Origin of the sequence: Mycobacterium fragae, from assembly GCF_002102185.1 — a bacterium.
GTDB lineage: Bacteria > Actinomycetota > Actinomycetes > Mycobacteriales > Mycobacteriaceae > Mycobacterium > Mycobacterium fragae.
On sequence record NZ_LQOW01000031.1, the window covers coordinates 640,444 to 664,491 of the forward strand.

Genomic DNA, 24,048 nt, shown 5'->3' on the forward strand with positions numbered 1-24,048 from the left:
CGCAATAACTCAGCCGTGGAAATTCGGGTCATAGTGCGGCGGGACGGGACACCAAAACAGGCCGCAATTGACACCCGACGGATTGGGAGGCGGTGGATTGTCTCCGTCCCAAGCACTCGAACCTTGCAGCGTCGACGTGCCGTTGATGATTCTCGGAACATTGCCGTACCCGTAGTCGACCCGGTACCAGGTATGGCAGACATTCATGTCCCATGCGTATTGGTTGCCGTACCGGTTTGGCCCCGAGGGGTCGTCCATGGATTGCCCCGGACACCAGGTATACGGGCCGCCCCAAGCCCAGGCGGTACCTGTGGCCAGCCCGACCCCTGCGGCCGCGACGCCGCCCGACAGCAGGGCCCCGGCGATGATCCGCGTCATCGTGTGAGTAATGCTCATGTGCGTTCCTTAGACCCCGCATTATTCCCCTCACGCCAGGTGGGCGTGCCTTTTTTGTCGATTAGCCAAGCGGGTCAATAAGGTTTCGGAAGCTTGCGGCCGGATAGACGGAAGCGCCTGCGTCGCGGACCCGATCGGCCAACGTGATGTCCGACGTCACCACTTTGATTTCGTCAGGCCGATCGTCGGCGCGGATCAACCGGACGATCTCATCGTCAGCCGAGTTTGCGCCCGCCGCGGGCGCGTGTCCTATCTGAATCACAGCCGAGTGAATCGGCGGGGACGTCGGATGCTCAAACACCACTTTCACGTGTTGGCCCTCGGCCAACGCCCAGCGCTCAAGCTGGTCCACGAGTCTGACCATCGCGCGTCGACGGTTCTTCCACCACCCGTCCGGGCGAACCCCGATCACGTTCATGGCGTCGACAATCCAGCGCACGAAGACGACGGTACGGGCGCCGGTGGCAACGAGTTATTGCGGATGGGTTGCCAGGTAGTCGCCCACCGGGATCGGTGAAGCCGCGGCGTAACCGATCGGGAGCAGCACGTCGCCCATGGTCGTGTAGCAGTAGACGTCCCACCGGTAAAACGTGGCAAACACAGCGGGATCGGCGGCGATCAGCGCTGCGTAGTCGTTGACTGCGCGCACGTATTCGTTCGCGTGGTTGTAGCGGTAGATGGCGTGGTCGCGATCGTTCGCAAAGCCGTTGGCTGCGAGGTAGCGGCCCGCCGCCATGATGCTGTCGCGGGGCGAGTGGATATCGCCGCCCTCGCCATAGGCGGCGAAGGTGGCGGGTAGGAACTGCATGGGGCCTTGCGCGCCGGCGGTGCTCGCGCCGACGATGCTCCCGAGGCGGGTCTCGATCAGGTTGATGGCGGCCAGGTAGTTCCAGCCGACGCCGGACACCGACTCCGCTTCGTGGTAGTAGCCGAGCAGCTGGTCGGCCGGAGCCGGCGGTTCGATGCGCCACGCAGGCAGCGTTTCCCGCACGGGCGTTATCGCGGTGAGCTGTCGACGGGCATCGACGTTGCGGTCGTAGACGTCGAGCAATGACGGCGGGATTCGCGGTCGCGTGATCGCATCCCATTCGGGGTGCCGTCCGATGGCGCGATAGGCCGCCTGCTCGCGGCGCGCCGCCGCCGCCAGCGCCGGCTCCCCCGTCGACGGATCACGCAGTGCGAGCTCGTCGGCGGCAAGGTCGTCGGCCAGCTGCGCGGGATCTGACGCCAGCCGAGGCTGAGCGCCCGCGGGCGGGCTCGGCGCGGCAGGCCTCGGTGTTGACCCGAGCGCCATGGCGGCCGCTGTCGTTGTGGAGGCACCCACCCCCGGTGTGGTTGGCGCCGTTGGGTGTGTGCAGCCAACAAGGGCGAACACGATCGCGCAAAGGGCGGCTACATAGTTACGGCTCACGGTTTTCACTTCCGTAGATTGCGCGATTCTACGGCCCGGTCAGTGCCTCCACGTGGTAGCGGCTGGCGGTCCAGGGTGGGGCGCTGCGGATAGGTGTGAGTGTGACGGTTACCCGGGCTTTCCCTGCGGTGAGTGAGTCAGGCACAAGGTAGGTGTCATCAAGCCAGCGGTGAAAGGTGTTGCTGCGCGGCTGCAACCAGTTCCCGGCAGGAACACCGTCGATGGCAACGTCCGCTGATTGATAGCCGATCGATTGGTCCGACGTGCGGCGCAGCAGGATGCCGTGATTGTCCGGCTGGATTTGAACGTCGAATGTGATCGGAGCCTGGGTGGCGTGGACTACACCGGCGATAGGGCGGGTGTCGTCGTTCCCCTCGTATTCGCTGATCAGCGGCTGTTCGGTGGCGTCGGCGTCGGTGTAGCGGTGCAGGAGTCGGCTGACAGGATCGGCAGGGTTGACGTCGTCGGTGGGTGCGACGGTGTCGTTCGGTTGTGTGTAGAGGAAAGCGGTTGAGCTGTAGTCGGGTTGGACCATGTTGCGTTTACCGTGCTCGATGCCGAATCGAAATGCCGAGTGATAACCGATAGCGTCGGCCAGCATCAGCCGATACGCGGCGATACAGTAATCCGCGCAACCACCTGTGGCCGTGCGCTGGTCGGGTTGGCCTGTGACCGGGGCGCTGAAGTGCGTGCCGTCTTTGAAGTACCAGCCGCCCTCGTAGAAGTCCTCGGTACCGGTGCCGTACCACTGGGGCGACGCCGCACCGTCTGTGTAAACCCGTTCGGCTCCTTCGAGAAAGTACGGGGCGCCCTCGCTGAACGACGTTTTGATCCGGGTACCGCGGATGGTGTGGCTGACGCCGACGAATTTGCCGTGGCCGTGTTCATCAGCGAACAACCAGTCCTGACCGATGGTCGTGGGTCCGGCATGCGAGCGGGCGGTGAAGTAGCCGGCGCGGCCGCTGGCTAACGCGGGTGCCCACTGGGGATCGGGTGTGGTGACGACATCGCTGCCGATGCCCGGTACGGGATTGGCGGTCGTGTTGACGAGGGTGACACGGGCGGTACTGGCGAAAGGCATTGGCCACCACTCCGACAACGACAACGAGCCGCCGGGTTCGGCGATCGTGGCGAACATCAGCGATCGCACATCGGTGGCGCCGAGTCCGGCGCCGAAGAATTCACCAAGAGGCGAGTCGACCATGGTTTGGCCGTCGAACTCGACCTGCAGCCGCAACCCGGTCAGGAGTTGATCGGTCGGTTCGGACAGCCGTAGACGCAGTGCCGAGATACTGCCCGAGCCAGTCGATTCCGCGATCGTCGCTCCACCGTAGGCGGGTAGCTCGACGACCCGATTGGTATGCGTTGCTGCGAGTGTTCCCGGTTTGGGGTCGACGGCGTCCGCCGCGCGCAGGGTGGCGATCACGTCGCGGGCGGGGTCGGAGGGCGAGAAAGTGGCCACGCCGTCGGCGGTCGAAAACTGGCGGTAATCGACGTGGTAGTACTGCAAATTCGACGCGACGCTGATTCGCATCGACCGTCGGTACGGCATCGGTACTTTGACATAAACTCCGCCCGGTGACTGCGCAGCGTTGGCCACCAGAGGCCACACGAACGGCGCACCCAATCCACCGTCGACCAAGGATTGCAGCGGTGTATCGATCACCGTCTGTCCATCCAGCTCGATGCGGATTGTTCCGATGCGGGTCACATTTCCGCCGTCGCGGGTGAACCAGATCGAATCAATCTCGCCGGCGCCGCGGTCCTCCGCGATGACGCAGCCGGCGCCACCGGATGCCAAACATCCGCCGCTGCCGTTCTTGTTACCGGTGGAGATATCGAAATCACCGCCGCTTCGATCGAAGCTCGACACCTGCAGAGTCTGTGTGCCGGCGCTCAGATACGGCAACCGATCCAATCGGCGGTAGGTGTCCCAGCCCACCGCCTGTTTGTCGGGTCGTGTGATAACGGGCTCCGCACCCGCTACGCCTAACGGAGCAACACCGGCAATTCCCAACAGCAGCAAGGACGCCGACATCGCGGACAGCGTCCGAACAGCCACCGACATAGGAACAGAGGCTAACTTTTCGGCTGCCTTGATCCCGGGGTTCAGGCCAACCCGCGACATATCGCGGACAACGGCGGATACTGCATCCGGTGACTGACCAACACCGGCCGCGTGCTGTGACGGGAACCGGCACCGGGACGGCAGGGTGAGCGACGATCGGTGCTTTGCCACCGTGATGCTCGATGAAGAACTGTGGCGGTCGCTGGCCGCAATCGGTGGAGACCACCAAGTGGCGTGGGTGCATGGATGCACGCTCGAGCGTGGTCATCGTGGTGACCACAGAGCCTTGGCTTACCGCACTGACATACAGGGCTACTGGGTGCAATGGGACGAAAGCAGGAAACCGCGGCTCGCCGCGGTTGGTGAGGCCAATCAGCCGCGTCAGCCGGCACCGCCGCGTCAGCCGGCACCGCCGAGCACCGCCCACGCGTCGCCGGCTCCGGTTTCTCAATCGGCGCCCCGAGGCGACGCGCTGTGGGCTATCGCCGCGGCCCTGGAGCGCCTCGCCGACGTGATTGCCGCCGCCTTCGACTCCACCGAAGGCCGGGGGCGACATGGCCGGGGCCCCGGCAGCGACCGATGAATTCCGGCGGCGCGACCAGTCATACCTTTGAGATCGAATCGGATAGCAAAGGCGGATCCCATGTCCAAGGCACTGCCACCAATCGTGGATCACCAGACCTGGCGCGCCGCACTCGACGAGCTGCGCAAACGCGAGAAGGCGGCGACCCGCGAACTTGATGCGATCGCCGCTCAGCGGCGCCGTCTGCCAATGGTCGAACTTTCCGACTACACGCTGATCGGCGCTGACGGGCCCATCCGCCTGGTCGATGTGTTCGACGGCCGCTCCCAGCTCATCGCCTACCACCACATGTGGTCAGATGGCGCGGAGTGGCAGTGCGGAGGATGCACGGGCTTCACGTCGCAGTTCACTCGACTGGAGTTCCTCGACAACTACGACGCCCGCTTCGTCATCGTCACCAACGGACCGATCGAGGAGGCGCTGGCCTACAAAGAGAAGGTCGGCAACCGCATGGAGTGGTACTCGTCATCGGAGAGCTCGTTCGGCGCCGACATGGATGCACCGCCGAACGGCGGCTTCGCGGTCAACGTGTTCCTGCGCGACGGCGACACCGTGTACCGCACGTGGCACACGAACGGACGCGGCACTGAGCAGCTCAGCCACACCTTCGGGCTGATCGACATTCTGCCGTGGGGCCGCCAGGAAGAATGGCTCGATTCGCCCGAGGGTTGGCCCTCGCGCCCCACATACTCGGGTTGGCTCGACTCCCCCGATATCGCCCGTGCGTACGGACCCAAGGACAGCCCATGACCGTCGACACCGAACGCTACGTCGCCACCCGCACGATCGCCGCGAGCCCGGAACAGATCTTCGCCGTCCTCGCCAACCCATCACGCCACTACAACACCGAGCCCACCGACTGGGTCCGGGATGCGGTGGACGCGGCGCCGATCACCAGCACCGGACAGATCTTCGCGATGAATATGTATCTCACCGCGGCCGGAGGCGACTACGTCACCTACAACCTGGTCAATGTGTTCGACAAGGACCGTGCCATCGGGTGGATGCCGGGAACGCTCGACGATGCGGGCAACCACTCTCCCGGTGGGTGGTGGTGGCGCTACGACCTGGTTCCGAACCGAGACCGCACAGACGTCACCCTCACCTACGACTGGAGCGGGACGCCTCAGGATTTCCGCGACCGGGTCGGCCGCATGCCCATATTTCCTGAGGACTACCTCGCCGGGTCGCTGGAGGCACTAGAGCGATTCGTCACGGGTTGATCCCCAGCGTCGTGATCGCTTTCCTCTGTGCCATGCCTTTGGAGCTCCGGCCGCTTCGACGGCGGCTGCGACTGCAGAAAACGGACCCCGGCCTAGTCGGCCGGATCGGCGACCGCGAAGTGATCGCGGTCGCCACCGGGATGGGCACGGCCCGGGCGCACGCCGCGACCATCCGATTGCTGGACACGGTCGACATCGAATGGGTGATCGTCGTCGGCATCACCGGAGCCATCGATATCGACACCCCGATCGGGGCGCTGATAATGCCTGAGCTGGTAGTCAACGGCGCCGACGGCTCCGAATACCGGCCCAAGCCGCTTCCCCTCGGCAACGCGCACGGCAAGATGTGGACGAGCGACGAGCTGATCCTCGATCCAGTGGTCCACGCGGAGCTTCGGGCCCAGGGCGTGGTGTCGCTGGATATGGAGACGGCCGCCGTCGCCGAGGTCTGCCAGCAGCGCGGCGTGCCGTGGTCGGTGGTGCGTGCGATCAGCGACCGGGCCGGCGACGGCAGCGTCGATGCCGAGGTTCTCGGCATCACCTACCCGGACGGCAGGCCGAAGTTCTGGGCGGTGGCCCGCTACCTGGCCAGGCACCCCGAGGCGCTACCTCGGCTGGTCCGTCTCGCCCGAGGGTCCAAGCTGGCGAGCGAGCGGGCCGCCGATGCGGCCGTCTGGGCCGTAACGCTCAGCGGGTGAGAAGCGCGGCCGCACTCCAGGCTCGCCTGCCCGGGTGACGTGGATCCTGTTGGGGCAGCAGCGAAACCAAGCGCATCGAGATCGGCAAGCGACCAAAGCGGCGGGCGGCAGCCAGCAGCGATTCCACTGACAGCGCCCGCCAGCCGAGGTCTTCGAAGTAGGCCAGCCCGTTCTCGGGTGCGAACTTGAAGGGGGCATTCTGCAACATGCCCGCCATCTTCTTGTTCATCATCTTCTTCAGGCCCGGGCCGGCGAAGTCGAGCATCCACCAGGCGATCTCAGGTCGTTTGATCGCGTCTGAAAGCGCAGCGACCTCACGGTCTTGGAGATACATCAACAAGCCCTCGGTCAGGACAAGCGCTTTCGTCGCGCCGTCCAGGGCCTCGGTGAAAAAGGCGTTGCGGGCGTGCGGATCGGCCAGGTCGACGGGAATTCGGGTCAATTGGCATCGCGGTGTCTGATCGGCCAGCAGCTGCGTCTTTTCCGCAAGCAACTCGGGTAAGTCCGCCTCCACCCAAGGGAAATCAGACGGGAGATCCAAACGGTACGGCCGGGTGTCCAAACCGGCTGCCAAGTTCAGCACCCGGTCGCAGCCGTCGGCGATCGCTTCAGCGATGACGTCGTCGATGATCTTGGTACGCGCGACGAGCCACCACCCGCTGCGCGCCATTCGAGGCGCGCGGGAGACGATGGCTCGGCCCTGGTCGCCGGCGAGACGTGCGGCCAGCGGGTCACGGAAAAGCGCGTCCGATCGTGCTGATTCGGTTGCCCGGTATAACGCGGTCCACCGGGCCGTATCGGAAACATGGGTGATGACGTGCCCGGTGTCTGTCATGTGTGCGTTATAGCATCCGCAACAGGTGATATTTGCGTCGGCTGCTATCGTCGCTTGCTTATGCGCGAAATGGATCGTCGCCGCATGATGCTGATGACCGGGATCGGCGTGGTAGCGGCCGCCCTCCCCGCCCCGGTGGCCCGAGCCGACCGGGTGCCCCCGCCCGCCGCTCCGCCAAGTGGGCAATCCGGGAACTACCTGTTCCACGACGAGTTCGACGGCTCGGCCGGCTCGGCCCCCGATTCGTCGAAGTGGCTGGTGGCGCGGGCCCGCGAGCCGATGAAGGACCCGACGTATTGGGAGCGACCCGAGAACGTCGGACAGTACCGCGACGACCGGCAAAATGTGTTCCTCGACGGCAAGTCCAACCTGGTGCTGCGCGCCGCGAAGGACGGCAACACCTACTACAGCGGCAAAATCCAAAGCTCGTGGCGGGGCGGGATCGGGCACACCTGGGAAGCCCGGATCAAACTCGACTGCCTGACCGCTGGATGCTGGCCCGCGTTCTGGCTGGGTAACGACGACCGCGGCGAAATCGACATCCTTGAGTGGTACGGCAACGGCAGCTGGCCATCGGCAACCACCGTCCACACGAAACCAAACGGCTCCGAGTGGGCGACTCACAACATCGCGGTGGACAGCGGGTGGCACACGTGGCGCTGCCAGTGGGATGACGCCGGCATCCGCTTCTGGCAGGACTACGTCGACGGTGCGCAACCGTACTTCACTGTTCCGGCCAACTCCATCGCGGATTGGCCGTTCAACAACCCCGGCTACCAAGCGTTTCCGGTCTTCAACCTCGCCGTCGCCGGTTCCGGTGGAGGCGACCCGAGACCGGGCAGCTATCCGGCCCAGATGCTCGTCGACTGGATCCGTGTCTGGTAACCCCAGTGGCTGATGCACTCCATTTCGTCGACGCCAACGGGCTGAGGTTCGCCTATCTGGAAGAGGGCTCGGGGCCGCTCGTGCTCATGCTTCACGGCTTCCCGGACACCGCGCATTCCTGGGACGATCTTCGCCCGCGGATCGCTGCCAACGGCTACCGCGCGGTCAGTCCGTTTATGCGCGGGTATCACCCCAGCGCAATGCCGGATCGCGACCCCGATCAAGAAACCTTGGCACGCGATCCGCTCGCACTGATCGACGCGCTCGGGGCCCGCGACGCGATCGTCATCGGCCACGACTGGGGAGCCTCCGCGGCATACGGTGCGGCAGCGCTCGGGCCGCAGCGAGTGAAAAAGCTGTTCGTCATCGGCATCCCCCACCCTGCAGCGATCAAGCCGTCGCTGAAAAAGCTGTGGGGCGTCCGCCACTTCGCGGCATACAAGCTACCCGGGGCGCCGAAGCGCTTCGCGCGCAATGACTTCGCGGCGCTTCCAGCTATTTACCGGCGATGGTCTCCGACATGGAACCCCGACCCGAAGGAATTCGATGCCGTCCGCGCGAGCTTCTCGAACCCGGCGAGCTTAAACGCGGCATTCGGCTACTACCGCAAGCTCTCCCCCATTGCCTCCGCATCACTGAAGGCGCGCATCGCCGTGCCGACGGTTGTCTTTGCCGGGCTCGACGATCCGATCGTCGAGCCCTCCGACTATCGCGGAGCAGCCCGCATGTTCGAGAACGAGTACACCGTCGAGGAAGTCCCAGGCGGCCATTTCATGCACCGGGAACATCCCGAGACGTTCGCTGAGCGGCTATTGGGTCACCTGTGATTGGAGCTCTCAGTAGTTGTTGCAGGTATTGGCGACCTGCGTGAACGTCCCGACATAGCTCTGGGCCCCGGGCATGCCGAGCACCTGCTGATACATCTGCTGTCGCCGATCCGGCGGCGCGGCGAGAAATGAACGCATCCAGGACTGCGCCGTAGGAGATGCGTTGAATTTGGCGGCAGTCGCCGGGTCTTGCGCGTTGAGCGCAGACACGACCTGTGAGTAGTTGCAGGTCGTGGTGATGATGGGATCATCGGCCGACGCGACCCCGGCCCCGGCGATCAACGACAATGTCAGACCGCCAACCGCAGCAGCCAGTCTGGTCAACGACAGCGTGGTCATTTGTGGACCCCCTCCAAGTATTTGGGCGATAGCACAGCCTACAGCGTGTCGAAGAGGCCCACTCCGCCTGATTAGACTTCGGTAACTGATTGGCGGGGCATGTGCTGATGGACCAAACGAAGCCGGGACCGGTCCGCGATCTGGCCGTCGACTTCTACCGCGTATCCGGTGTGATCCTCATCGTGCTGGGGCATTGGCTGGCCGGGGCGGTGACCTACCACGACGGCTACTTCGGCCGCCAGAACCCGCTGCTCGACCAGCCCTGGACCCAGTGGTTGACCTGGCCCTTCCAGGCGGTGCCGACGTTCTTCCTGGTGGCCGGGTACGCAGGGGCGGTGTCCTGGGCGCACCGGTGTGACACCGGCGGGCTGTCGCGACCGGCCTGGCTTCGCCATCGCCTGGCCCGCGTGCTGGGGCCGACAGCCGTGTACGTCGCGGCGGTGTCTGTTGTGGTCGTGGTTCTGGACATCTGCAACATCGACGGGTCGACGCTCGAATATGCGGGTTGGGCGGTGGCCATGCATCTGTGGTTCCTCGCCGTGTATCTGGTGGTGGCATCGCTGACACCCATTGCGGTTGCCGCGCAACGCCGTTGGGGGCTCATGGTGCCCGGGGTGCTTGCGCTGGGCGTCGCGGCCGTAGACGCCGCATCCGTCGGCGCGCACGTGCCCTACCTCGGGTGGCTGAACTACCTGCTCTGCTGGGCGACGCTGTACCAGCTCGGAATCGCTTGGCGCAGTGGATTATTAGCCGGCCGCCGGCCCGTGCTGCTGGCTGTCGGGTCCGGGATCGCGCTGGCACTGCTGATCGGCCTGGGACCCTATCCGGTCAGCATGATCGGCGTTCCCGGCCAAGCCGTCCAAAACAGCGAGCCGCCATCGATGGCAATGCTGGCGTTCGGATGCGCGCAGGCGGGCATCGTGATCATGATCGCCCCTATGGTCAACCGCGCGTTGCACGCCGAGCCAGTCGAACGCCTGCTGGGCGGCGCCAATCGCAATGTGATGGCCCTTTACCTATGGCACATGATTCCCGTCGTGATCGTGGCGATCATCGGCTACCCGAGCGGTCTGTTGCCCCAACCGACCGAAGGAACGGCGCAATGGTGGTTGGCGCGACTTGAGTGGGTGGTCATCCTCAGCCTGGTGACAGCGGGTGAGCTGGCGTTGTTGTGGTGGTGGCGGCGCGTTTTCGCCTCCCCGCTGCCGGCCCTCGGCGTACCAGTCAGGGGTAGGTGGGCCGAACCGGGAATGCTCGCCGGTGCCACGATGGCCGCATATGGCCTCGCGTTCTTTGCCGCTCTCGGCTTCGCGCCGGATGGGCGTTTTCCGTGGGTGACCGCGCTGGTCTTCGCGGCCGGCGTGGTCCTGGTGGCGATTCGCCCGGTCCAGGTAGATCGTCCTCGAACTTCCATGGAGGTGCAGCAGTGAGCACACCAGAGCAGGCAAAGATCCGCACACGCATGTTCGCTCGCGTTTTGGGCCCGTTCTTCACGATCGTGCCCATCACGATTGCCGTCCGCGGCTGCTATATGCGATCGCTGTTCACGGAGTTCGAGGCCAACCCCATGTGGGCGTGGCTCTTCGGCGCGATCCTGCTGATGTTCGGCCTGGTGATCATCGCGTTTCACCAGTACTGGCGCAGCCCGGCGGCCATCATTGTGTCGCTGCTGGGCTGGTTTCTGGCGATCCGTGGGCTGCTGCTGCTCACAATTCCCGCGACGTACGACGCAGCGGGCAACGCTGTCTACCGCTCGGGTGCGATCGCGGCGATATGGGTGTTTTCCGTCTGCCTTGCCGCCGCCGGGCTGTACCTGACCTACGTCGGCTGGAAGCCGGAACCCCGCACGGCGTCTCCCCCGCGCGACACGTGAGCTACGCCGCTGTGTTCAGCGCTTCCAGCGCGGCATCGTAGTTGGGTTCGGTGGCGATCTCCGGCACCAGTTCGGAGTATGCGACGTTGCCGTCGGCGCCGATCACCACGACAGCTCGAGCAAGCAGCCCGGCCATCGGACCATCGACGATCGTGACGCCGTAGTCCTCGCCGAAGCTGTCCCGGAACGCCGAAGCGGTCTTGACGTTCTCGATGCCCTCCGCGCCGCAGAACCGTGCTTGCGCAAACGGCAGATCCTTGGACACGCACAGCACGGAAAGACCCCCTTGGGCCGCACGCTCGTTGAAGGTCCGAACGCTAGTCGCGCATACCGGCGTGTCCAGGGACGGAAAGATGTTCAGCAACACCGGTTTACCACGGAACTGCTCGCTGCTCACCGCACCGAGATCGGAACCCACCAAGGTGAAGCTCGGCGCCGTGGATCCGACGGCGGGCAAGTCGCCGACGGTGTTGATCGCGTTTCCTCGCAGAGTTATCTGTGCCATGTGCACAGTCTGCCAAGGACAGGCAGAGCGGCAGTGGGTGGGGCTGGAATTCTGAGGCCCGGCGACGTCAGAGCGGGATTGGCAGTGTTTGGCATCGCTCCCGCTGCCTTTGGCAGTGGACGTCTAACAGGATCACACCCTATGACGAACCAGGGACTGGTAGCTGAAGATCAACACGATGCGGCGCGGCCGAACGACGAGATCGGCCGACGCCTGCGGCGGGATGTCGAGCAATTGACGTCCCATGATCGCCGCACCGGCACTCCGGGCGAACGCCGTTCGGCCGAGTGGATTGCTCGGCGGCTGCGCGACGACATCGGCGCGACCGACGTGATGATCACGCGGTTTCGCACCCAGTCGTCGTGGGCGCCCGCTCAGCTTGCCTATCTGCTTGCCGCGATGGTTGCCGGCGCTCTGCCCGGCCGTCTCGGGCGGCTATTAGGGGCGGCGATCACCGCGTCCTATGAGCTCGATGTCAGCGGTCGAAACCAGTGGATCCGGCGGCTGCTGCCGGCCGGCCGAGGCACATCGGTCACGGCGCATATCCCGGCTACCGGTGAAGGCAACCGAACCCTGGTGTTGGTAGCCCACCACGACGCCGCACACAACGGGGTTGTCTGGCATCCGCGGACGGTCGCGCTCAACAGAATGTGGTCGCGACGGACCGGAGAAACCATGCCCACCCACTTCCCCGCGCTGATAGCTGTGGCCGCCACCGCGTTACCGCTGCGGTGGGCGAGGATCGCCGCGCAATTCGTCATCGGTATCGCCGGCCTGGCCTCAATCCAATCGATGCGCAGCTACACCACCCCGGGCGCCAATGACAATGCCAGCGGCGTGGCAACCGTCCTCGAAGTGGCCAACCGTTTGCGAGAGCGTCCGCTACCCGACACCGACGTGCTACTGGTGTTTCCGGGCGGGGAGGAAGTCGGCAACGCGGGCATGCGCGCGTGGATCAAAGGCTATGGGCGACGTCTTGATCCAGCTCGCACCTTGGTGATCAATCTTGACTCGCTCGGCAGCGGTGGATATCTCGTCGCCGCCCGACGCGAGGGTCTGACCGGCCGGCTCGCTCCCGCCGACGTGAAATTGGCGACGAACGTGGCCTCATCCGCCGGCATCGACCTGCGCGTCGTGTCGTTTCCGAACACATGCGACACCAGCATTGCTCGTTACGAGGGCATGCACGCAATCTCGCTGTTGTCTTACGACGACGGTTGGATCCGCAACCTTCATCTGAAGTCGGACACCGTGGATCAAATCGGCTGGAATACGGTGCGCGACGCTGTCACTCTGACAGAGCGGCTGGCGTGGGCGTGGGCGCGGGGGCAACGCGGGCATGCATGATCAACCTCGGCTTCTGACTCAGCAAGACGGTCGAGTCCTCACCGTCACGTTCAACCACCCGCCGCGGCCCTTCTTCGATCCGCCGATGGCTATCGAGCTTGACGAGCTGACCCGAAAACTCCGTCGCGACAAGACGATCGGCGCAGTGGTGTTCACCGGCACGGACGACACCTACCTGACGCATCTCGATATGCCTTCGTTGGCACGGGCATGCCAAGTGCTCCCCTTCCGGGTGCCGTATCCCGCCGCCAGGGCCGCGGCCGTGGCCAGCAACCTCGCGGCCCGAAGCGCAGGCTTCCAACGGCTTCTGCAACGGACCGCGGCAGCAGATTTTGTCTTCGAAGCGAATACTTATGCGGCTCTGCGCCGGATGAACGCGATGGACAAGGTGTTCCTCACTGCGATCAACGGCCTAGCCCTGGGCGCAGGCTGTGTTTTCGCGCTGGCCTGCGATATCCGTGTCGTTGCCGATGACGTGCAGATCGGGTTACCGGAGTCGGCCCTCGACATCCTCGCTGCCGGTGGTGGAAGCCAACGGCTGGTGCGCATGGTGGGAGCAGGTCGGGCGTTGGGGATGCTGCTCGAGGGCGAGTTTCTCACCGCCGAGGCGGCGCATCGATACGGGCTTGTGCACCGCGTGGTAGCCAGATCGGATCTCGCGCAGGAGGTGGCGGATCTTGCGCAGCGTTTAGCCACTCGTTCTCCGTTGATCAATCGCGAAATCAAGCGAATGGTCTACCGGGCGGCCGATCGCCGGTTCGCACAGGCCACCAGGATAGAAGCCGCGAGCTTGATAACGACGGCTACCTCTGGTAGGGCCCGCCAGAAGATTCGGGCATACCATGACTGGCTCGCGGCACATCCGGAGCTCCCCGATGCCGTCATTGAAACCGGTTTCGAGGTATTGCGGAGCGGTGGTATGCCGGCCACGCGATAGCGCTGCGGGACAGCCATGGCGTCTCTTATATTGTCTGACTGTGCCTGAGATGAATCGACGGAGAATCATGCTGACGATGGGGATCGGCGCGCTGGCAGCGGCGATGCCGCTCCCGGAAGCCGGGGCCCACCCTGCTCCACCGGCGGCGCCGGCCGGTGCGGCCGGCGGACCGTACCTTTTCTCCGACGAGTTCGACGGCGCGGCCGGCCAAGGCCCCGATTTGTCGAAGTGGACCCCGCAGACCTGGCAGGACGACGTGTTCCCACCGGTCGAAGGGATCTACCGCTCCCAAAACGTCTTCCTCGACGGCAATTCCAATCTGGTCCTCCAGGCGACACGCGAAGGTGACCAGTACTTCAGCGGCAAACTGCGCGGCAACTGGCGCGGCCAAATCGGGACAACCTGGGAAGCGCGGATAAAGCTTGACTGTTTGTACCCCGGCCTGTGGTCGGCGTTCTGGACTGTCCAGGAAGATCCTCTGCCCGACGGCGAGGTCGACATTTTCGAGTGGTACGGCAACGGCAACTGGCCTCCGGGAACCACGGTCCACGCGGCGTCCAACGGGAAGACATGGGAAGGAAAATCAATCCCGGGCCTGGTCGACGACGCTTGGCACACCTGGCAAATGCGTTGGGATCAGGATGGTTTCAAATTTTCGCGAGATGGCGCCCAGTACTTCAGTGTTCCTCCGAAGCCTATCCACGTCCACGGCGCCCCTCCTGAGGACATGCGCTGGCCGTTCAACAATCCCGGCTATTGGATGACGCCCATGTTCACGCTTGCGGTGGGCGGGGTCGGCGCCGGCGATCCTGCGCTGGGCACCTACCCGGCGCGAATGCTCGTCGACTACATCCGGGTCTGGTAGAGGTTTATCGCGCCGGCTTTTCGGCCTTGATCACCTGAACCAGGTTGAACTGCCAGCGCTCGACGAGCCGGAAGCCCAGGTCCCGTGGAACCGCGAAAGCGGGGGTCGCCCCGAAGCGGGGGCCCGGTGGGAGCAGCTGAGCCTCCTGGTGGGCGGGCATCGACTTGTCGGCTTCGGTGATGATCCACACGACGCGGCAGTGGCTCAACGGCGCGGCGACGACTTCTGGGATGAGATTGGTGTCGAAGACGTCGTTGCGGTCCGTGGCGCGTTGCCACAGGGTGAGGTCGACCAGCTTCCGATAGGCATCCGGGCGGGCCGCCATCAACGGGCGCATGGGGGCCGGCATAAACGTCACGGTGTCGTTGACCAGTAAGCAATCACCCGGCGCCGCCTTCGCGGTGATCAAATCGGCCACTTGGCTGTAGTCCATGCCGTATTTGGCGTACGGGTTACGTTGTGCACGAACATAGTTCGGCAGCGCAGCCACCGCGAAAAGCACGACGATGGCCGCTGCCGCCCACGGTCTGAACGCCATGGCGCCGACGCAGACGCCCAAGACCAACGCCATCGCCGGTGCCGTGAATGTCATGTAGCGCGGTGTGTAGATCGGATGAACCGTCGCCGACCAGATGACGATCAGCGTCGTCGGTATCGCCAGCCATGCGATCGCCAACGTCAACATCTGCCTATCCCCCGCTGCGAGTTGCGCGGATGTGCAGAGCCACAAGACAATAGCCGTCGCCACAACCAGTGCCGACAAGATCGCAAACGGCGGGCTTCTTTCGAAGTATTGCTGAACCACCACATCTTCGAGCGTCCTGCGGCCAATCGGTGCGATCCAACTGATCTGATGCGCTTGACGGATTGCCGTCACCACGAACGGCGTCACAGCACCACCCGCCAGAACCGCTGCAATGGCGAAGCGCACCAAGACACTTCGCCTGCGCCGGAAAATGACGATGAAAACGGCGTGAGCCAACAACAACAGCACGAGATAGATGTCGAGCAGAATCGACAATGCAAGGACGATCCCGTAAGAGAGCCAGATCCACGCGGTGTTGCGGCACACGGCGCGAACGAGCAGTACGGTCAGCCACACACCGGCCATCATGGAAAGGGCATACGGGCGGGCTTCGATGCCGGCCCACGTCGCCCGAGGCAATATCGCGCAGAGAACTCCCGAGCTCACTGCGACGGTGCGAGGCGAGAACTGCTTGCCCAGCACCACAACTCCGGCCGCAGCGCCTCCAACCGCCAGGCCGCTCGGCGCGCGGGACCAGAACTCGGTGGGCGGAAAAATTTGGAACCAGCCGTGCATGAGCACGTAGTACACGCCGTGAACGGCGTCGACATTGCTCAGCATCCGCCACAACTGAGCCAGGGATCGACTGTACGAGGCGGAGATGGTCGCGGCCTCGTCGTACCAGAACGACGGACGCCCCGCGCCGACCAGACTGACGATGGCGCCCAACACGCCAATGATCAGCGGGTCCAGTAGGTTGCGCTGTGCGTCGCGCTCGGTCATCCGGCCTGCCCGCTGAACACGCCGCCATGTTGCCAGAAGGCTGCTATGGTCCTGTGCTTGTGCCTGACATGAATCGACGCAGCATCATGTTGACCGTGGGGATCGGCGCGCTGGCAGCGGCGATCCCGGCCCCGAAGGCCCGGGCTCACCCCTCGCGACCGGAGGCCCCGGCGCCCGGCGCCCAAGCCGGCGGTTTCCTTTTCCACGACGAGTTCGACGGCCCGGCCGGCTCAGCGCCCGATCCGTCGAAATGGACGGTGTCAAACCACCGCACGCCGGTCAAAAACCCGGTGGGGTTCGACCGGCCCGAGTTCTGGGGGCAGTACCGCGACAGCCGTCAAAACGTGTTCCTCGACGGCAATTCCAACCTTGTACTGCGCGCCACCAGAGACGGCGGCACCTACTTCGGCGGCTTGGTCAGCGGCAACTGGCGCGGGGGCATCGGGACCACCTGGGAAGCCCGGGTCAAGCTCAACTGCCTCACCGCGGGTTGCTGGCCGGCCTGGTGGCTGTCCAACGACTTCCCCGGTCGCGAGGGCGAGATCGACCTGGTCGAGTGGTACGGCAACGGTGAGTGGCCGTCGGGAACCACCGTTCACGCAGATCCGTACGGCACAGCGTTCGAGACCCACCCGATCGGAGTCGACGGTGGGTGGCACACCTGGCGAGTCACCTGGAATCAGACGGGTTTCTACTTCTGGGAAGACTATGCCGATGGCGCGCAGCCATACTTCAGCGTTCCGGCGACCGGCATCGAAGACCTCAACGATCCCATCCGCAAATGGCCATTCAATGACCCCGACTACACAATGTTCCCGGTCTTGAACCTTGCGGTCGGCGGGTCAGGTGGCGGCGACCCGGCGCCGGGTGCTTACCCCGCCGACATGCTCATCGACTGGGTGCGCGTCTTCTAGGACCGCTGGCGCACTTTGTACGTCGACGGCCATGACTGCCGGCTGTCGTCTCCGACCAGCGGCGTGCCCATGCGTCCGACCTTGACGTCGAATGCCTCCTGCCCCGCACCGACTTCGCGCTTGGCGTGTTCGGTGGCCAGGTAGTACAGCTCGTCGATGGTGGCTTCGCTGTAGGCGACGAAAGTGGTCTGCCGGACGATTTCGCCGGCCGCCGCGGTCAGCCGCTCGGGCAGGACCCGTGACGCCAGCGCCGCCAGGCTCATCAGCGCGAACGGGATCACCCAGTAAAAGACGAACGACAGCGGTCTTTTGGTGTCCAGAATCGTCGCTTCTTCTCCTCCCAAACCCTCCATGATCGGCGGGATCGCCGACGATATCGTCATGCCGGCGAAGACCGCGACCCAGATCCAGGTCAGTCGCGTGGTGAGGTGGCCGAACACATCGCTTTTGACGACATCCGGCGGCTGGCCGGCCGCGGCGAATTCACGCACGAACGGTTTGCCGATCAGCACGCCGATGAGCGCCACAACGAAGATTCCCGCGTTGCTCAGCGGCTGAATCCAGCGCTCCATGAACGACTGGCTCACTGCCAAGGTCACGGCGGTCAGCACCAAGAACGTTCCGATAGCGCCGATTTCGAGTGTTCGCATCGGCGCGCCCCTGGCGCGGCCGACCACCAACCCGATGACGGCGATGGCCAGTGCGACCGACGCCGCCACAATGAACGGCACGTTACCGACCAGCACCCAATAGACGATCCACGGCGCGAAGCCAAACAGAATGCCCACGATCGGTCAGTGTATGGGCCGGTTCCCTTAACCTGAACGAGTGCCAGATGAGCAGCCCGCGGGGCGACGCCTGCTCGGCGGCGTCCGGCACACCCCTGCCCAGAACCGCATTCTGCACGCCGCGCTGGATTTGTTCGCCGAGCACGGGGTCAGCGGAACGTCGCTGCAGATGATCGCCGACGCCGTCGGGGTCACCAAGGCCGCGGTCTACCACAAGTTCAAGACCAAAGACGAAATCGTGATCGCGGTCGCCGAGAGGGAGCTGGCCACGTTAGAGGATGCGCTGGAGGCGGCCGAAGCGGAGGCGGACTCGGTGGGTGCCCGTAGGGTGTTGTTGACCGAGGTGGTCGGCACGGCGGTTGAACGCCGCCGCTGGGTTAGGTCCCTGCAGAACGACCCGGTGATGGTGCGTCTTTTGGGTGAGCACGAGCCGTTCCGCAAGTTGATCACCCGGTTGTATGCCATCCTGCTCGACGAACCCGACGACACCGAGGCGCGGATCTCGGCGGCGCTGTTCTCCGGCGCGATCGCCGGCACCGTGATCAATCCCCTCGTCGACGACATCGACGACGAGACCCTGCGCTCGGTGCTGATCCAGCTCACCGGGCGGATGCTCAAGCTGCCCGAGTGAGACCCTTGCCGTCTTGCGGTCGGATCGCCTATCGTCAGGGATAGCCGATCGGCTACCCCTGGAATCGAGGTGCGATGCAGATCCTTGCTGAAGCCGAAGACCTACCGAAAACGGCCAACATCAAGACCCAGCTGATCAGCCTGTGGACCGCACCGGTTTTCGGGGTCGTGCTGCTGATCGCCTTTTTCGCGTTCCCCGGATTTTTCCCGCCGATGTCGCCGCAGATGACGTCCGAGCAGGTTGCGAGTTTCTACAGCCACCACACCGCGATGATCCGGTTCAGCATGATCACCTTCAACCTGTGCGGAATCATGTTGCTGCCGTTCTTCATGGTGATCGTCATCCAGATGAAACGGATGGCCACCCAAAGTCACGTCTTTGCCTACTGCTACCTCACCGCAGCGGTCAGCGGCGCAACCCTGTTCGCGCTCGCCGACATCTTCTACCTGGTGGCGGCTTTTCGCCCGGGCCGCAGCCCCGAGCTGGTCATGCTGCTCAACGACATGGCCTGGATGATCTTCATCGCGCCCGTCGGGGCGTTCGTGGCGATGAATCTATTCCTCGGCCTGGCAATCTATTTCGACGACGGGCCCAACCCGGTTTTTGCGCGGTGGGTCGGGCATTACGCCATCGCCACCGCGCTCGCCATGGCGCCGGCTGTCGGGGCCGCCATCTTTACCACCGGGCCGCTGGCGTGGAATGGTGCACTCGCCTTCTGGGTTCGCAACAGCGCCTTCGCACTGTTCGTCGCGGTGATGTTCGTCGTGCTGCGCCGCGTGCTGCAGCGGCAGGCAGTCGACGAGGGCGTGGCCCGGTGAGCAGCACCGTCTCCACGCGAACGGGTGCCGAACCCGTCGTTAAACCCCCCCGGGCCGGCAAACGCGATGTCTGGCTGGTGTTTTGGATCGTCCCGGCGTTCTACACCGCGTTCGGGGTGATCTTCTTCGCGCTGGCCCGGGTGATGCCCCCGCCGCGGCCCGACGTGACCACCGATCAGATGGTGCATTTCTTCCACGCGCACGCGTTGACCATTCGCCTCGGTTTCGGCGTCCTGGTGCTGATCATCGGAGGCGCCGGCGTGGCCAACGGCATCGTCGGCTACCACATGAAGCGCATGACGGTCGGATCGGTGATGGCCTACTGCTACATCGGGGCGATGTCGGTCGGTGCGCTGCCCGGATGCTTGCTGGTCGCCTTCTGCTTTTTGACCGCTGTGTACCGGCCGGATCGCGATCCGCAACTACTGGCCCTGTTGTATGACCTCGGGTTGCTGTCGTATGTCGGATCGCTGGGATGCTTCTCGACGGCGTACTTCGCCTTCGCGGTGGCCATTCTGTACGACAAGAACGAGATCTTCCCGAAATGGCTGGCATATGTGTCTATTTGGCAGATCGTCACCGAAATCATGGCGGTGCCGGTCTTCGTCTTCAAGGCAGGCCCGTTCGCATGGAACGGCTCGATCGCCTTCTGGATGGGCGTGGTGATCTTCGGCTTCTGGCTGAGCTGCGTGATCGTCTTTCTGATGAAGGCCACCGAGCGCCAGCCGGTCGACGAGGCACCGCTGGACTAGGACGGACTTATGGCAACAGTGTCGGTGACTGACGCCGAGCAACCGCGCGTGGCGCATACTCCCGGCGACGGCCACATGTGGGTGATGGTGCTCGGCGACCTGATCATCTTCGGGGCCTACTTCATCATCTTCATGGTCTACCACGCCATGAAACCGGAGGAGTTCCTAAACGCCCAGGAGCATCTCAACATCAACATCGGCGTGCTCAATACGCTTGTGCTGCTGGCCAGTTCCTGGTTCATCGCCCGCAGCGTGCAGGCCGCCCGCGCCGAGGACCATGCACGCGCACTGCGGCTGACCTATCTGGGCGGCCTGTGCGGGATGGCGTTCATCTTGATCAAGGCCTACGAATGGTCGGCGAAAGTCGCACAGGGCTACACGCTTTCGAGCAACAACTTCTTCATGTTCTACTACACGCTCACCGGTGTGCACCTGTTCCACGTGTCGCTCGGCCTGCTGATCTTGGGCGTCGTCGCGCGCGAATTGGGCAACCCCCGGCGCCGACGGATGTTCATGGTCGAATCCGGAGCCACCTACTGGCACATGGTCGACCTGCTGTGGATCGTCATCTTCGCCCTGCTTTACGTGATGAGGTAAGCCGATGACCACGACCGCCGCCCGGGCAACCACCTACGCATGGATCGTCTTGTCCGCGATCACCGTCTTCTCGTGGTGGCTGTCACCTGGGCATACCCGCGGCGCGGCGGCCATAGCCAGCGTGCCGATAACCGTCGCCGTCGTGCTGCTGGGATTCATCAAGGGTCGCATGATCATTCGGTACTTCATGGAAGTGCGCACCGCGCCGCGGTGGCTCAAGCTGTTCACCGACGCCTGGTTGACGATTCTGTGGGCCGGGCTGCTGGCGATATACCTGTATTGAGTGCTACCCGGCGGCCGGAAACCGTTGCGCCAGATCCCATCCCGCCTGCGCCAGCTCACGATAACGTTCCCGAAACTCGGTTGCGCGGGTGTCGGCCGCGTTGCCCTCGACGCCACGTCGCCACACTCCGGCGACAATTGAGGCCAGCCGGAACAGCGAGAAGACGATGAAGGCATCAAGCGACTCCGGCTGCTCGCGGTCGGCGTATCGGCAGTAGCTCGCGACGAGGGCCTGCTGGTCGGGGATCCCGGTGCCGACGAGGTCTTCACCGGCTACCCCGCTCCTGCCGTCGGCTCCGCCGGGGAGGCGATAGGTCAGGCAGAAGTAGGCGAGGTCTGCCAAGGGGTTGCCGATCGTCGCCAGCTCCCAGTCGAGCACCGCCACCACCCGCGGCTCGGTCGGGTGAATCAACACGTTGCCCAGGCGATAATCGCCGTGCGCGATGCAGGCCGCCGCCGCATCGTCGGGCGGTAGGTGCTCCGGCAGCCACTGCGCCAAGAGGTCCATCGCCGGCATCTCCTCCAACTGCGCGGCCCGCCACTGACGCGTCCAAAGCACCACCTGGCGTTGCATGTAGCCCTCGGGGCGACCGAACCCTTCCAGCCCCACCGCGCGCCAGTCGACGCGGTGCAGTGCTGCAAGCACGCGCGCGAGATCCTCGTAGACCGCGGCGCGGTGCTCCGGCGTGGACTCGCGCATGACGCGATCGGGGAACACCCGTCCGGGAACATGATCCATGACGAAAAACGTTGTGCCGAGGACCGATTCGTCTTGGCACAGCAGGCGCATCCGCGGTACCGGCACGTCCGTGTCGGCCAATGCCGCCATCACCCGGTGTTCACGCTCTACCTCGTGGGCCCGGGGCAACAGCTTGCCCGGCGGTTTCTTGCGCAGCACGTAGTCGCCGGCATCGGTGCGAAGATGATACGTCGGGTTGCTCTGCCCGCCCTGGAACTGGCGGATCTGCACCGTGCCGTCGAAGCCCGGCAGCCGCCCGCGCAGATACTGCGCCAGCGCGGCCTCGTCGATGCGGTGCGCCGGCAACACCGGCACCAGCTCGGCCATTCCCTCCACAGCCGAAACCTTATTACTTGCTGCGGCGCGGAATGCGGGATGCTAGGCATGTTGGCAATGCCGATGATCGACCTGACATATGTGCACGGCTCGTTGGATCAGCACCAGCTAATCCGGTTGACCGACGAGCTCGTCGCGGCGCTGCTGCGAGCCGAACGGGCCCCCGACACACCGTTCCTACGCGAGAACACGGCCGTCTACCTGCATGCGTTGGACTCTGCGGCGCAATCGGTGGGCGGCCGCGGTTCCGGCGCGCCTCGCTTCCGCGTCGAGATGACGGTGTTCGAAGGCGCGCTGTCCCAAGACCGTAAGGAACAGCTCGCGGCGGATGTGCACGCCGCGGTTTGCGCGGCCGCGGCAATCGACCCGGCAGGATCACGGGCTTTTCATGTGTGGACGTTGATTCGCGAGATCCCAGAAGGCAATTGGGCCGGCGGCGGCAAGATCATCTATCACCAACAGGTCAAAGGTCTGGTGGCTGACGACGAACCCTGACCGTCGGCGTCGGTAATGTCCGGGTATGGATATCTCGTGCGCGTTCGCCACCTCATCCGATACCCCGTCGCATGTGCAGACGGCCGAAGCGCTCGGCTACCGGCGGGCATGGCTCTACGATTCGCCAGCGCTCTATCCCGACGTATGGATGATCCTCGGCCGCTGTGCCGAACGCACCTCAACCATCGGCCTGGGGCCCGGTGTGCTGGTTCCCAGCCTGCGTCATCCCATGGTCAACGCCGCCGCGATCGCCGAGCTCGTCGACCAAGCGCCCGATCGGGTCGCGGTGGCAATCGGTTCGGGCTTCACCGGTCGCTTCGCGCTGGGCAAACGGCCCATGCCGTGGCGGCAGGTCGCCGAATACGTCCGCTGCTTGAAGGCTCTGCTCGCCGGCGAGACCGGCGAGTGGGACGGCGCGAAGATCCGCATGCTTCACCTCCCCGGCTTCGGGGCGAAGCGACCCATCGAGCTGCCGATCCTGATCGGCGCGGACGGCCCGAAAGGCCTGGCCGTGGCGGCCGATCTCGGCGACGGCGTGTTCTCCGCAGTCCTCCCCCAACCCGACGCGGTCAAGGTGACCGATTGGCGGGCGTTGCTGTGCTTCGGCACCGTGCTCGACGAGGGAGAGCAGCTGACGTCGCCACGTGTCGCCGACGCCGCGGGCCCCGGCGCGGTGGTCCTGTACCACGCCGCGTACGAGCGCGGCGGCGCAGCCGCGGTCGACGCGCTGCCCGGTGGGCGCGGATGGCGCGAGGCGGTGGAGGCCTATCCCGAGGCGGAGCGGCATCTCGCGATCCACGCCGGGCATCTGGTGCAAGCCAATCCACGCGACGAGCCGCATGTCGCCGAGCTCATCCCGGCGGCCAGCCGCAGCGCCGTGACCGGTACGGCGGAACAGATATCGCAGTCGGTCACCGAGTTTGCCGGTCTGGGCGTCACCGAACTCGTCTACCAGCCGGCCGGATCCGACATCGAGCGCGAATTGCGCGCCTTCGCGGCCGCGACGGGTATTAGCGTGTGGTGATGACCGCCGAAGTGATCGTGACCGCGTTGCTCGCTGCGCTTATTGCGTTTTCCAGCCTGATCAAACTTGTGGGGGCGCGGCAATCGCTGGCCATCCGCGACCACCTCGGCGTCAAGCCGATGCAATGGCGTGCGATCGGGCTACTCGAGCTTGCCGGGGTCGCCGGTGTGCTCATCGGGTTGGTGTGGTGGCCGATCGGCGTGGCCGCCGCCGTTGGTCTGGCTCTGCTTCTGTTGGGCGCCATCGGTTTTCACATACGCGCATCCGATAGTGCTACGGACACGGCGCCGGCGGTGATCGGCCTCGGCCTAGCCGTCGCGACCGCAATACTGCAGGCGGGCTGACAGCAGCG

The 24,048-nt window shown here is 64.8% G+C and carries 30 protein-coding genes; 20 read left to right on the forward strand and 10 right to left on the reverse strand.

Annotation, left to right across the window (positions count from 1 at the left end):
* Positions 1-9: 9 nt before the first annotated feature.
* The 4 genes from AWC06_RS21330 to AWC06_RS21345 all read right to left on the reverse strand — a co-directional run bounded on the left by AWC06_RS21330 (position 10) and on the right by AWC06_RS21345 (position 3,875).
* Positions 10-396 (reverse strand): hypothetical protein, encoded by a 387-nt coding sequence (locus AWC06_RS21330; protein ID WP_227371174.1) that lies wholly within the window; start codon positions 394-396, stop codon positions 10-12.
* Positions 397-457: 61 nt separating this feature from the next.
* The gene (locus tag AWC06_RS21335) at positions 458-835 is read right to left on the reverse strand and encodes an NYN domain-containing protein (protein ID WP_139820162.1); all 378 of its coding nucleotides are present in this window, start codon (positions 833-835) and stop codon (positions 458-460) included.
* A 33-nt stretch (positions 836-868) separates the two neighbouring features.
* Positions 869-1,690: a lytic transglycosylase domain-containing protein gene (locus AWC06_RS21340; protein WP_227371173.1), complete on the reverse strand. Its 822-nt coding sequence runs from the start codon at positions 1,688-1,690 to the stop codon at positions 869-871.
* Positions 1,691-1,835: 145 nt separating this feature from the next.
* Entirely contained in the window at positions 1,836-3,875 is a 2,040-nt protein-coding gene (locus AWC06_RS21345; protein WP_085199937.1) for a DUF2961 domain-containing protein, read from the reverse strand.
* A 145-nt stretch (positions 3,876-4,020) separates the two neighbouring features.
* On the opposite strand from AWC06_RS21345, the gene AWC06_RS21350 reads away from it, so the two are divergent.
* The 4 genes from AWC06_RS21350 to AWC06_RS21365 are packed head-to-tail and all read left to right on the forward strand — an operon-like array spanning position 4,021 to position 6,379.
* Positions 4,021-4,458, forward strand: a complete 438-nt coding sequence (locus AWC06_RS21350; protein WP_085199938.1) for a hypothetical protein — start codon at positions 4,021-4,023, stop codon at positions 4,456-4,458.
* Positions 4,459-4,518: 60 nt separating this feature from the next.
* Entirely contained in the window at positions 4,519-5,208 is a 690-nt protein-coding gene (locus AWC06_RS21355; RefSeq protein ID WP_085199939.1) for a DUF899 domain-containing protein, read from the forward strand.
* Positions 5,205-5,681, forward strand: a complete 477-nt coding sequence (locus AWC06_RS21360; protein WP_085199940.1) for an SRPBCC family protein — start codon at positions 5,205-5,207, stop codon at positions 5,679-5,681. The genes AWC06_RS21355 and AWC06_RS21360 overlap by 4 nt, the downstream gene beginning before the upstream one ends.
* Positions 5,682-5,692: 11 nt before the next feature.
* Positions 5,693-6,379, forward strand: coding sequence for a phosphorylase family protein (locus tag AWC06_RS21365; protein WP_227371172.1), 687 nt, complete (start codon positions 5,693-5,695; stop codon positions 6,377-6,379).
* Here the strand turns inward: AWC06_RS21365 and AWC06_RS21370 are convergent.
* Positions 6,369-7,214: a class I SAM-dependent methyltransferase gene (locus AWC06_RS21370; protein WP_085199942.1), complete on the reverse strand. Its 846-nt coding sequence runs from the start codon at positions 7,212-7,214 to the stop codon at positions 6,369-6,371. The genes AWC06_RS21365 and AWC06_RS21370 overlap by 11 nt on opposite strands.
* A 60-nt stretch (positions 7,215-7,274) precedes the next feature.
* On the opposite strand from AWC06_RS21370, the gene AWC06_RS21375 reads away from it, so the two are divergent.
* Both AWC06_RS21375 and AWC06_RS21380 read left to right on the forward strand, forming a co-directional pair.
* Positions 7,275-8,099, forward strand: coding sequence for a glycoside hydrolase family 16 protein (locus AWC06_RS21375; protein ID WP_085199943.1), 825 nt, complete (start codon positions 7,275-7,277; stop codon positions 8,097-8,099).
* 5 nt (positions 8,100-8,104) lie between these two features.
* Positions 8,105-8,926, forward strand: a complete 822-nt coding sequence (locus AWC06_RS21380) for an alpha/beta fold hydrolase (protein WP_085199944.1) — start codon at positions 8,105-8,107, stop codon at positions 8,924-8,926.
* 9 nt (positions 8,927-8,935) lie between these two features.
* On the opposite strand, the gene AWC06_RS21385 is transcribed toward AWC06_RS21380, so the two are convergent.
* Complete coding sequence (locus AWC06_RS21385; protein ID WP_085199945.1) at positions 8,936-9,265, reverse strand: hemophore-related protein; 330 nt, start codon at positions 9,263-9,265, stop codon at positions 8,936-8,938.
* Positions 9,266-9,372: 107 nt separating this feature from the next.
* Between AWC06_RS21385 and AWC06_RS21390 the strand changes: the two genes are divergently transcribed.
* Both AWC06_RS21390 and AWC06_RS21395 read left to right on the forward strand, forming a co-directional pair.
* Positions 9,373-10,695: an acyltransferase family protein gene (locus AWC06_RS21390; protein WP_085199946.1), complete on the forward strand. Its 1,323-nt coding sequence runs from the start codon at positions 9,373-9,375 to the stop codon at positions 10,693-10,695.
* Positions 10,692-11,138, forward strand: coding sequence for a hypothetical protein (locus tag AWC06_RS21395; protein WP_085199947.1), 447 nt, complete (start codon positions 10,692-10,694; stop codon positions 11,136-11,138). Before AWC06_RS21390 ends, AWC06_RS21395 begins: the two co-directional genes overlap by 4 nt.
* A gap of 1 nt (position 11,139) precedes the next feature.
* Here the strand turns inward: AWC06_RS21395 and tpx are convergent, their stop codons facing one another.
* Positions 11,140-11,643, reverse strand: a complete 504-nt coding sequence (gene tpx, locus AWC06_RS21400; protein WP_085199948.1) for a thiol peroxidase — start codon at positions 11,641-11,643, stop codon at positions 11,140-11,142.
* Positions 11,644-11,784: 141 nt separating this feature from the next.
* On the opposite strand from tpx, the gene AWC06_RS21405 reads away from it, so the two are divergent.
* The 3 genes from AWC06_RS21405 to AWC06_RS21415 all read left to right on the forward strand — a co-directional run bounded on the left by AWC06_RS21405 (position 11,785) and on the right by AWC06_RS21415 (position 14,792).
* Entirely contained in the window at positions 11,785-12,990 is a 1,206-nt protein-coding gene (locus AWC06_RS21405; RefSeq protein ID WP_085199949.1) for a M28 family peptidase, read from the forward strand.
* Between the two features lie 145 nt (positions 12,991-13,135).
* Positions 13,136-13,927, forward strand: coding sequence for an enoyl-CoA hydratase/isomerase family protein (locus tag AWC06_RS21410; RefSeq protein ID WP_169715390.1), 792 nt, complete (start codon positions 13,136-13,138; stop codon positions 13,925-13,927).
* Between the two features lie 49 nt (positions 13,928-13,976).
* Positions 13,977-14,792: a glycoside hydrolase family 16 protein gene (locus AWC06_RS21415; RefSeq protein WP_085199951.1), complete on the forward strand. Its 816-nt coding sequence runs from the start codon at positions 13,977-13,979 to the stop codon at positions 14,790-14,792.
* Positions 14,793-14,796: 4 nt separating this feature from the next.
* Here AWC06_RS21415 and AWC06_RS21420 read toward each other — a convergent pair whose 3' ends face one another.
* Complete coding sequence (locus AWC06_RS21420; protein ID WP_085199952.1) at positions 14,797-16,320, reverse strand: glycosyltransferase family 39 protein; 1,524 nt, start codon at positions 16,318-16,320, stop codon at positions 14,797-14,799.
* Positions 16,321-16,373: 53 nt separating this feature from the next.
* On the opposite strand from AWC06_RS21420, the gene AWC06_RS21425 reads away from it, so the two are divergent.
* The gene (locus tag AWC06_RS21425; RefSeq protein WP_085199953.1) at positions 16,374-17,234 is read left to right on the forward strand and encodes a glycoside hydrolase family 16 protein; all 861 of its coding nucleotides are present in this window, start codon (positions 16,374-16,376) and stop codon (positions 17,232-17,234) included.
* Here AWC06_RS21425 and AWC06_RS21430 read toward each other — a convergent pair.
* Positions 17,231-18,022, reverse strand: a complete 792-nt coding sequence (locus tag AWC06_RS21430) for a hypothetical protein (RefSeq protein ID WP_085199954.1) — start codon at positions 18,020-18,022, stop codon at positions 17,231-17,233. The genes AWC06_RS21425 and AWC06_RS21430 overlap by 4 nt on opposite strands.
* A gap of 40 nt (positions 18,023-18,062) precedes the next feature.
* Here AWC06_RS21430 and AWC06_RS21435 point away from each other — a divergent pair, with 40 nt between their 5' ends.
* From AWC06_RS21435 to AWC06_RS21455, 5 genes are all read left to right on the forward strand, one after another.
* Positions 18,063-18,653 (forward strand): TetR/AcrR family transcriptional regulator, encoded by a 591-nt coding sequence (locus AWC06_RS21435; protein WP_085199955.1) that lies wholly within the window; start codon positions 18,063-18,065, stop codon positions 18,651-18,653.
* A 74-nt stretch (positions 18,654-18,727) separates the two neighbouring features.
* Positions 18,728-19,471: a hypothetical protein gene (locus tag AWC06_RS21440; protein WP_085199956.1), complete on the forward strand. Its 744-nt coding sequence runs from the start codon at positions 18,728-18,730 to the stop codon at positions 19,469-19,471.
* Positions 19,468-20,223 (forward strand): hypothetical protein, encoded by a 756-nt coding sequence (locus AWC06_RS21445; RefSeq protein ID WP_085199957.1) that lies wholly within the window; start codon positions 19,468-19,470, stop codon positions 20,221-20,223. Before AWC06_RS21440 ends, AWC06_RS21445 begins: the two co-directional genes overlap by 4 nt.
* 9 nt (positions 20,224-20,232) lie before the next feature.
* The gene (locus AWC06_RS21450) at positions 20,233-20,820 is read left to right on the forward strand and encodes a cytochrome c oxidase subunit 3 family protein (protein ID WP_085199958.1); all 588 of its coding nucleotides are present in this window, start codon (positions 20,233-20,235) and stop codon (positions 20,818-20,820) included.
* A gap of 4 nt (positions 20,821-20,824) precedes the next feature.
* Positions 20,825-21,103, forward strand: coding sequence for a cytochrome C oxidase subunit IV family protein (locus AWC06_RS21455; RefSeq protein WP_085199959.1), 279 nt, complete (start codon positions 20,825-20,827; stop codon positions 21,101-21,103).
* 3 nt (positions 21,104-21,106) lie between these two features.
* Here AWC06_RS21455 and AWC06_RS21460 read toward each other — a convergent pair whose 3' ends face one another.
* Entirely contained in the window at positions 21,107-22,168 is a 1,062-nt protein-coding gene (locus tag AWC06_RS21460) for a phosphotransferase (RefSeq protein WP_085199960.1), read from the reverse strand.
* Between the two features lie 66 nt (positions 22,169-22,234).
* Here AWC06_RS21460 and AWC06_RS21465 point away from each other — a divergent pair, with 66 nt between their 5' ends.
* Genes AWC06_RS21465 through AWC06_RS21475 form a run of 3 tightly spaced genes read left to right on the forward strand, consistent with a single transcriptional unit; the run spans position 22,235 to position 24,040 of the window.
* The gene (locus AWC06_RS21465; protein ID WP_085199961.1) at positions 22,235-22,672 is read left to right on the forward strand and encodes a tautomerase family protein; all 438 of its coding nucleotides are present in this window, start codon (positions 22,235-22,237) and stop codon (positions 22,670-22,672) included.
* Between the two features lie 25 nt (positions 22,673-22,697).
* Positions 22,698-23,696: an LLM class flavin-dependent oxidoreductase gene (locus AWC06_RS21470; RefSeq protein WP_085199962.1), complete on the forward strand. Its 999-nt coding sequence runs from the start codon at positions 22,698-22,700 to the stop codon at positions 23,694-23,696.
* On the forward strand, positions 23,696-24,040 hold the full coding sequence (locus tag AWC06_RS21475; RefSeq protein ID WP_139820165.1) for a DoxX family protein: 345 nt from the start codon (positions 23,696-23,698) through the stop codon (positions 24,038-24,040). The genes AWC06_RS21470 and AWC06_RS21475 overlap by 1 nt, the downstream gene beginning before the upstream one ends.
* Positions 24,041-24,048 lie beyond the last annotated feature (8 nt).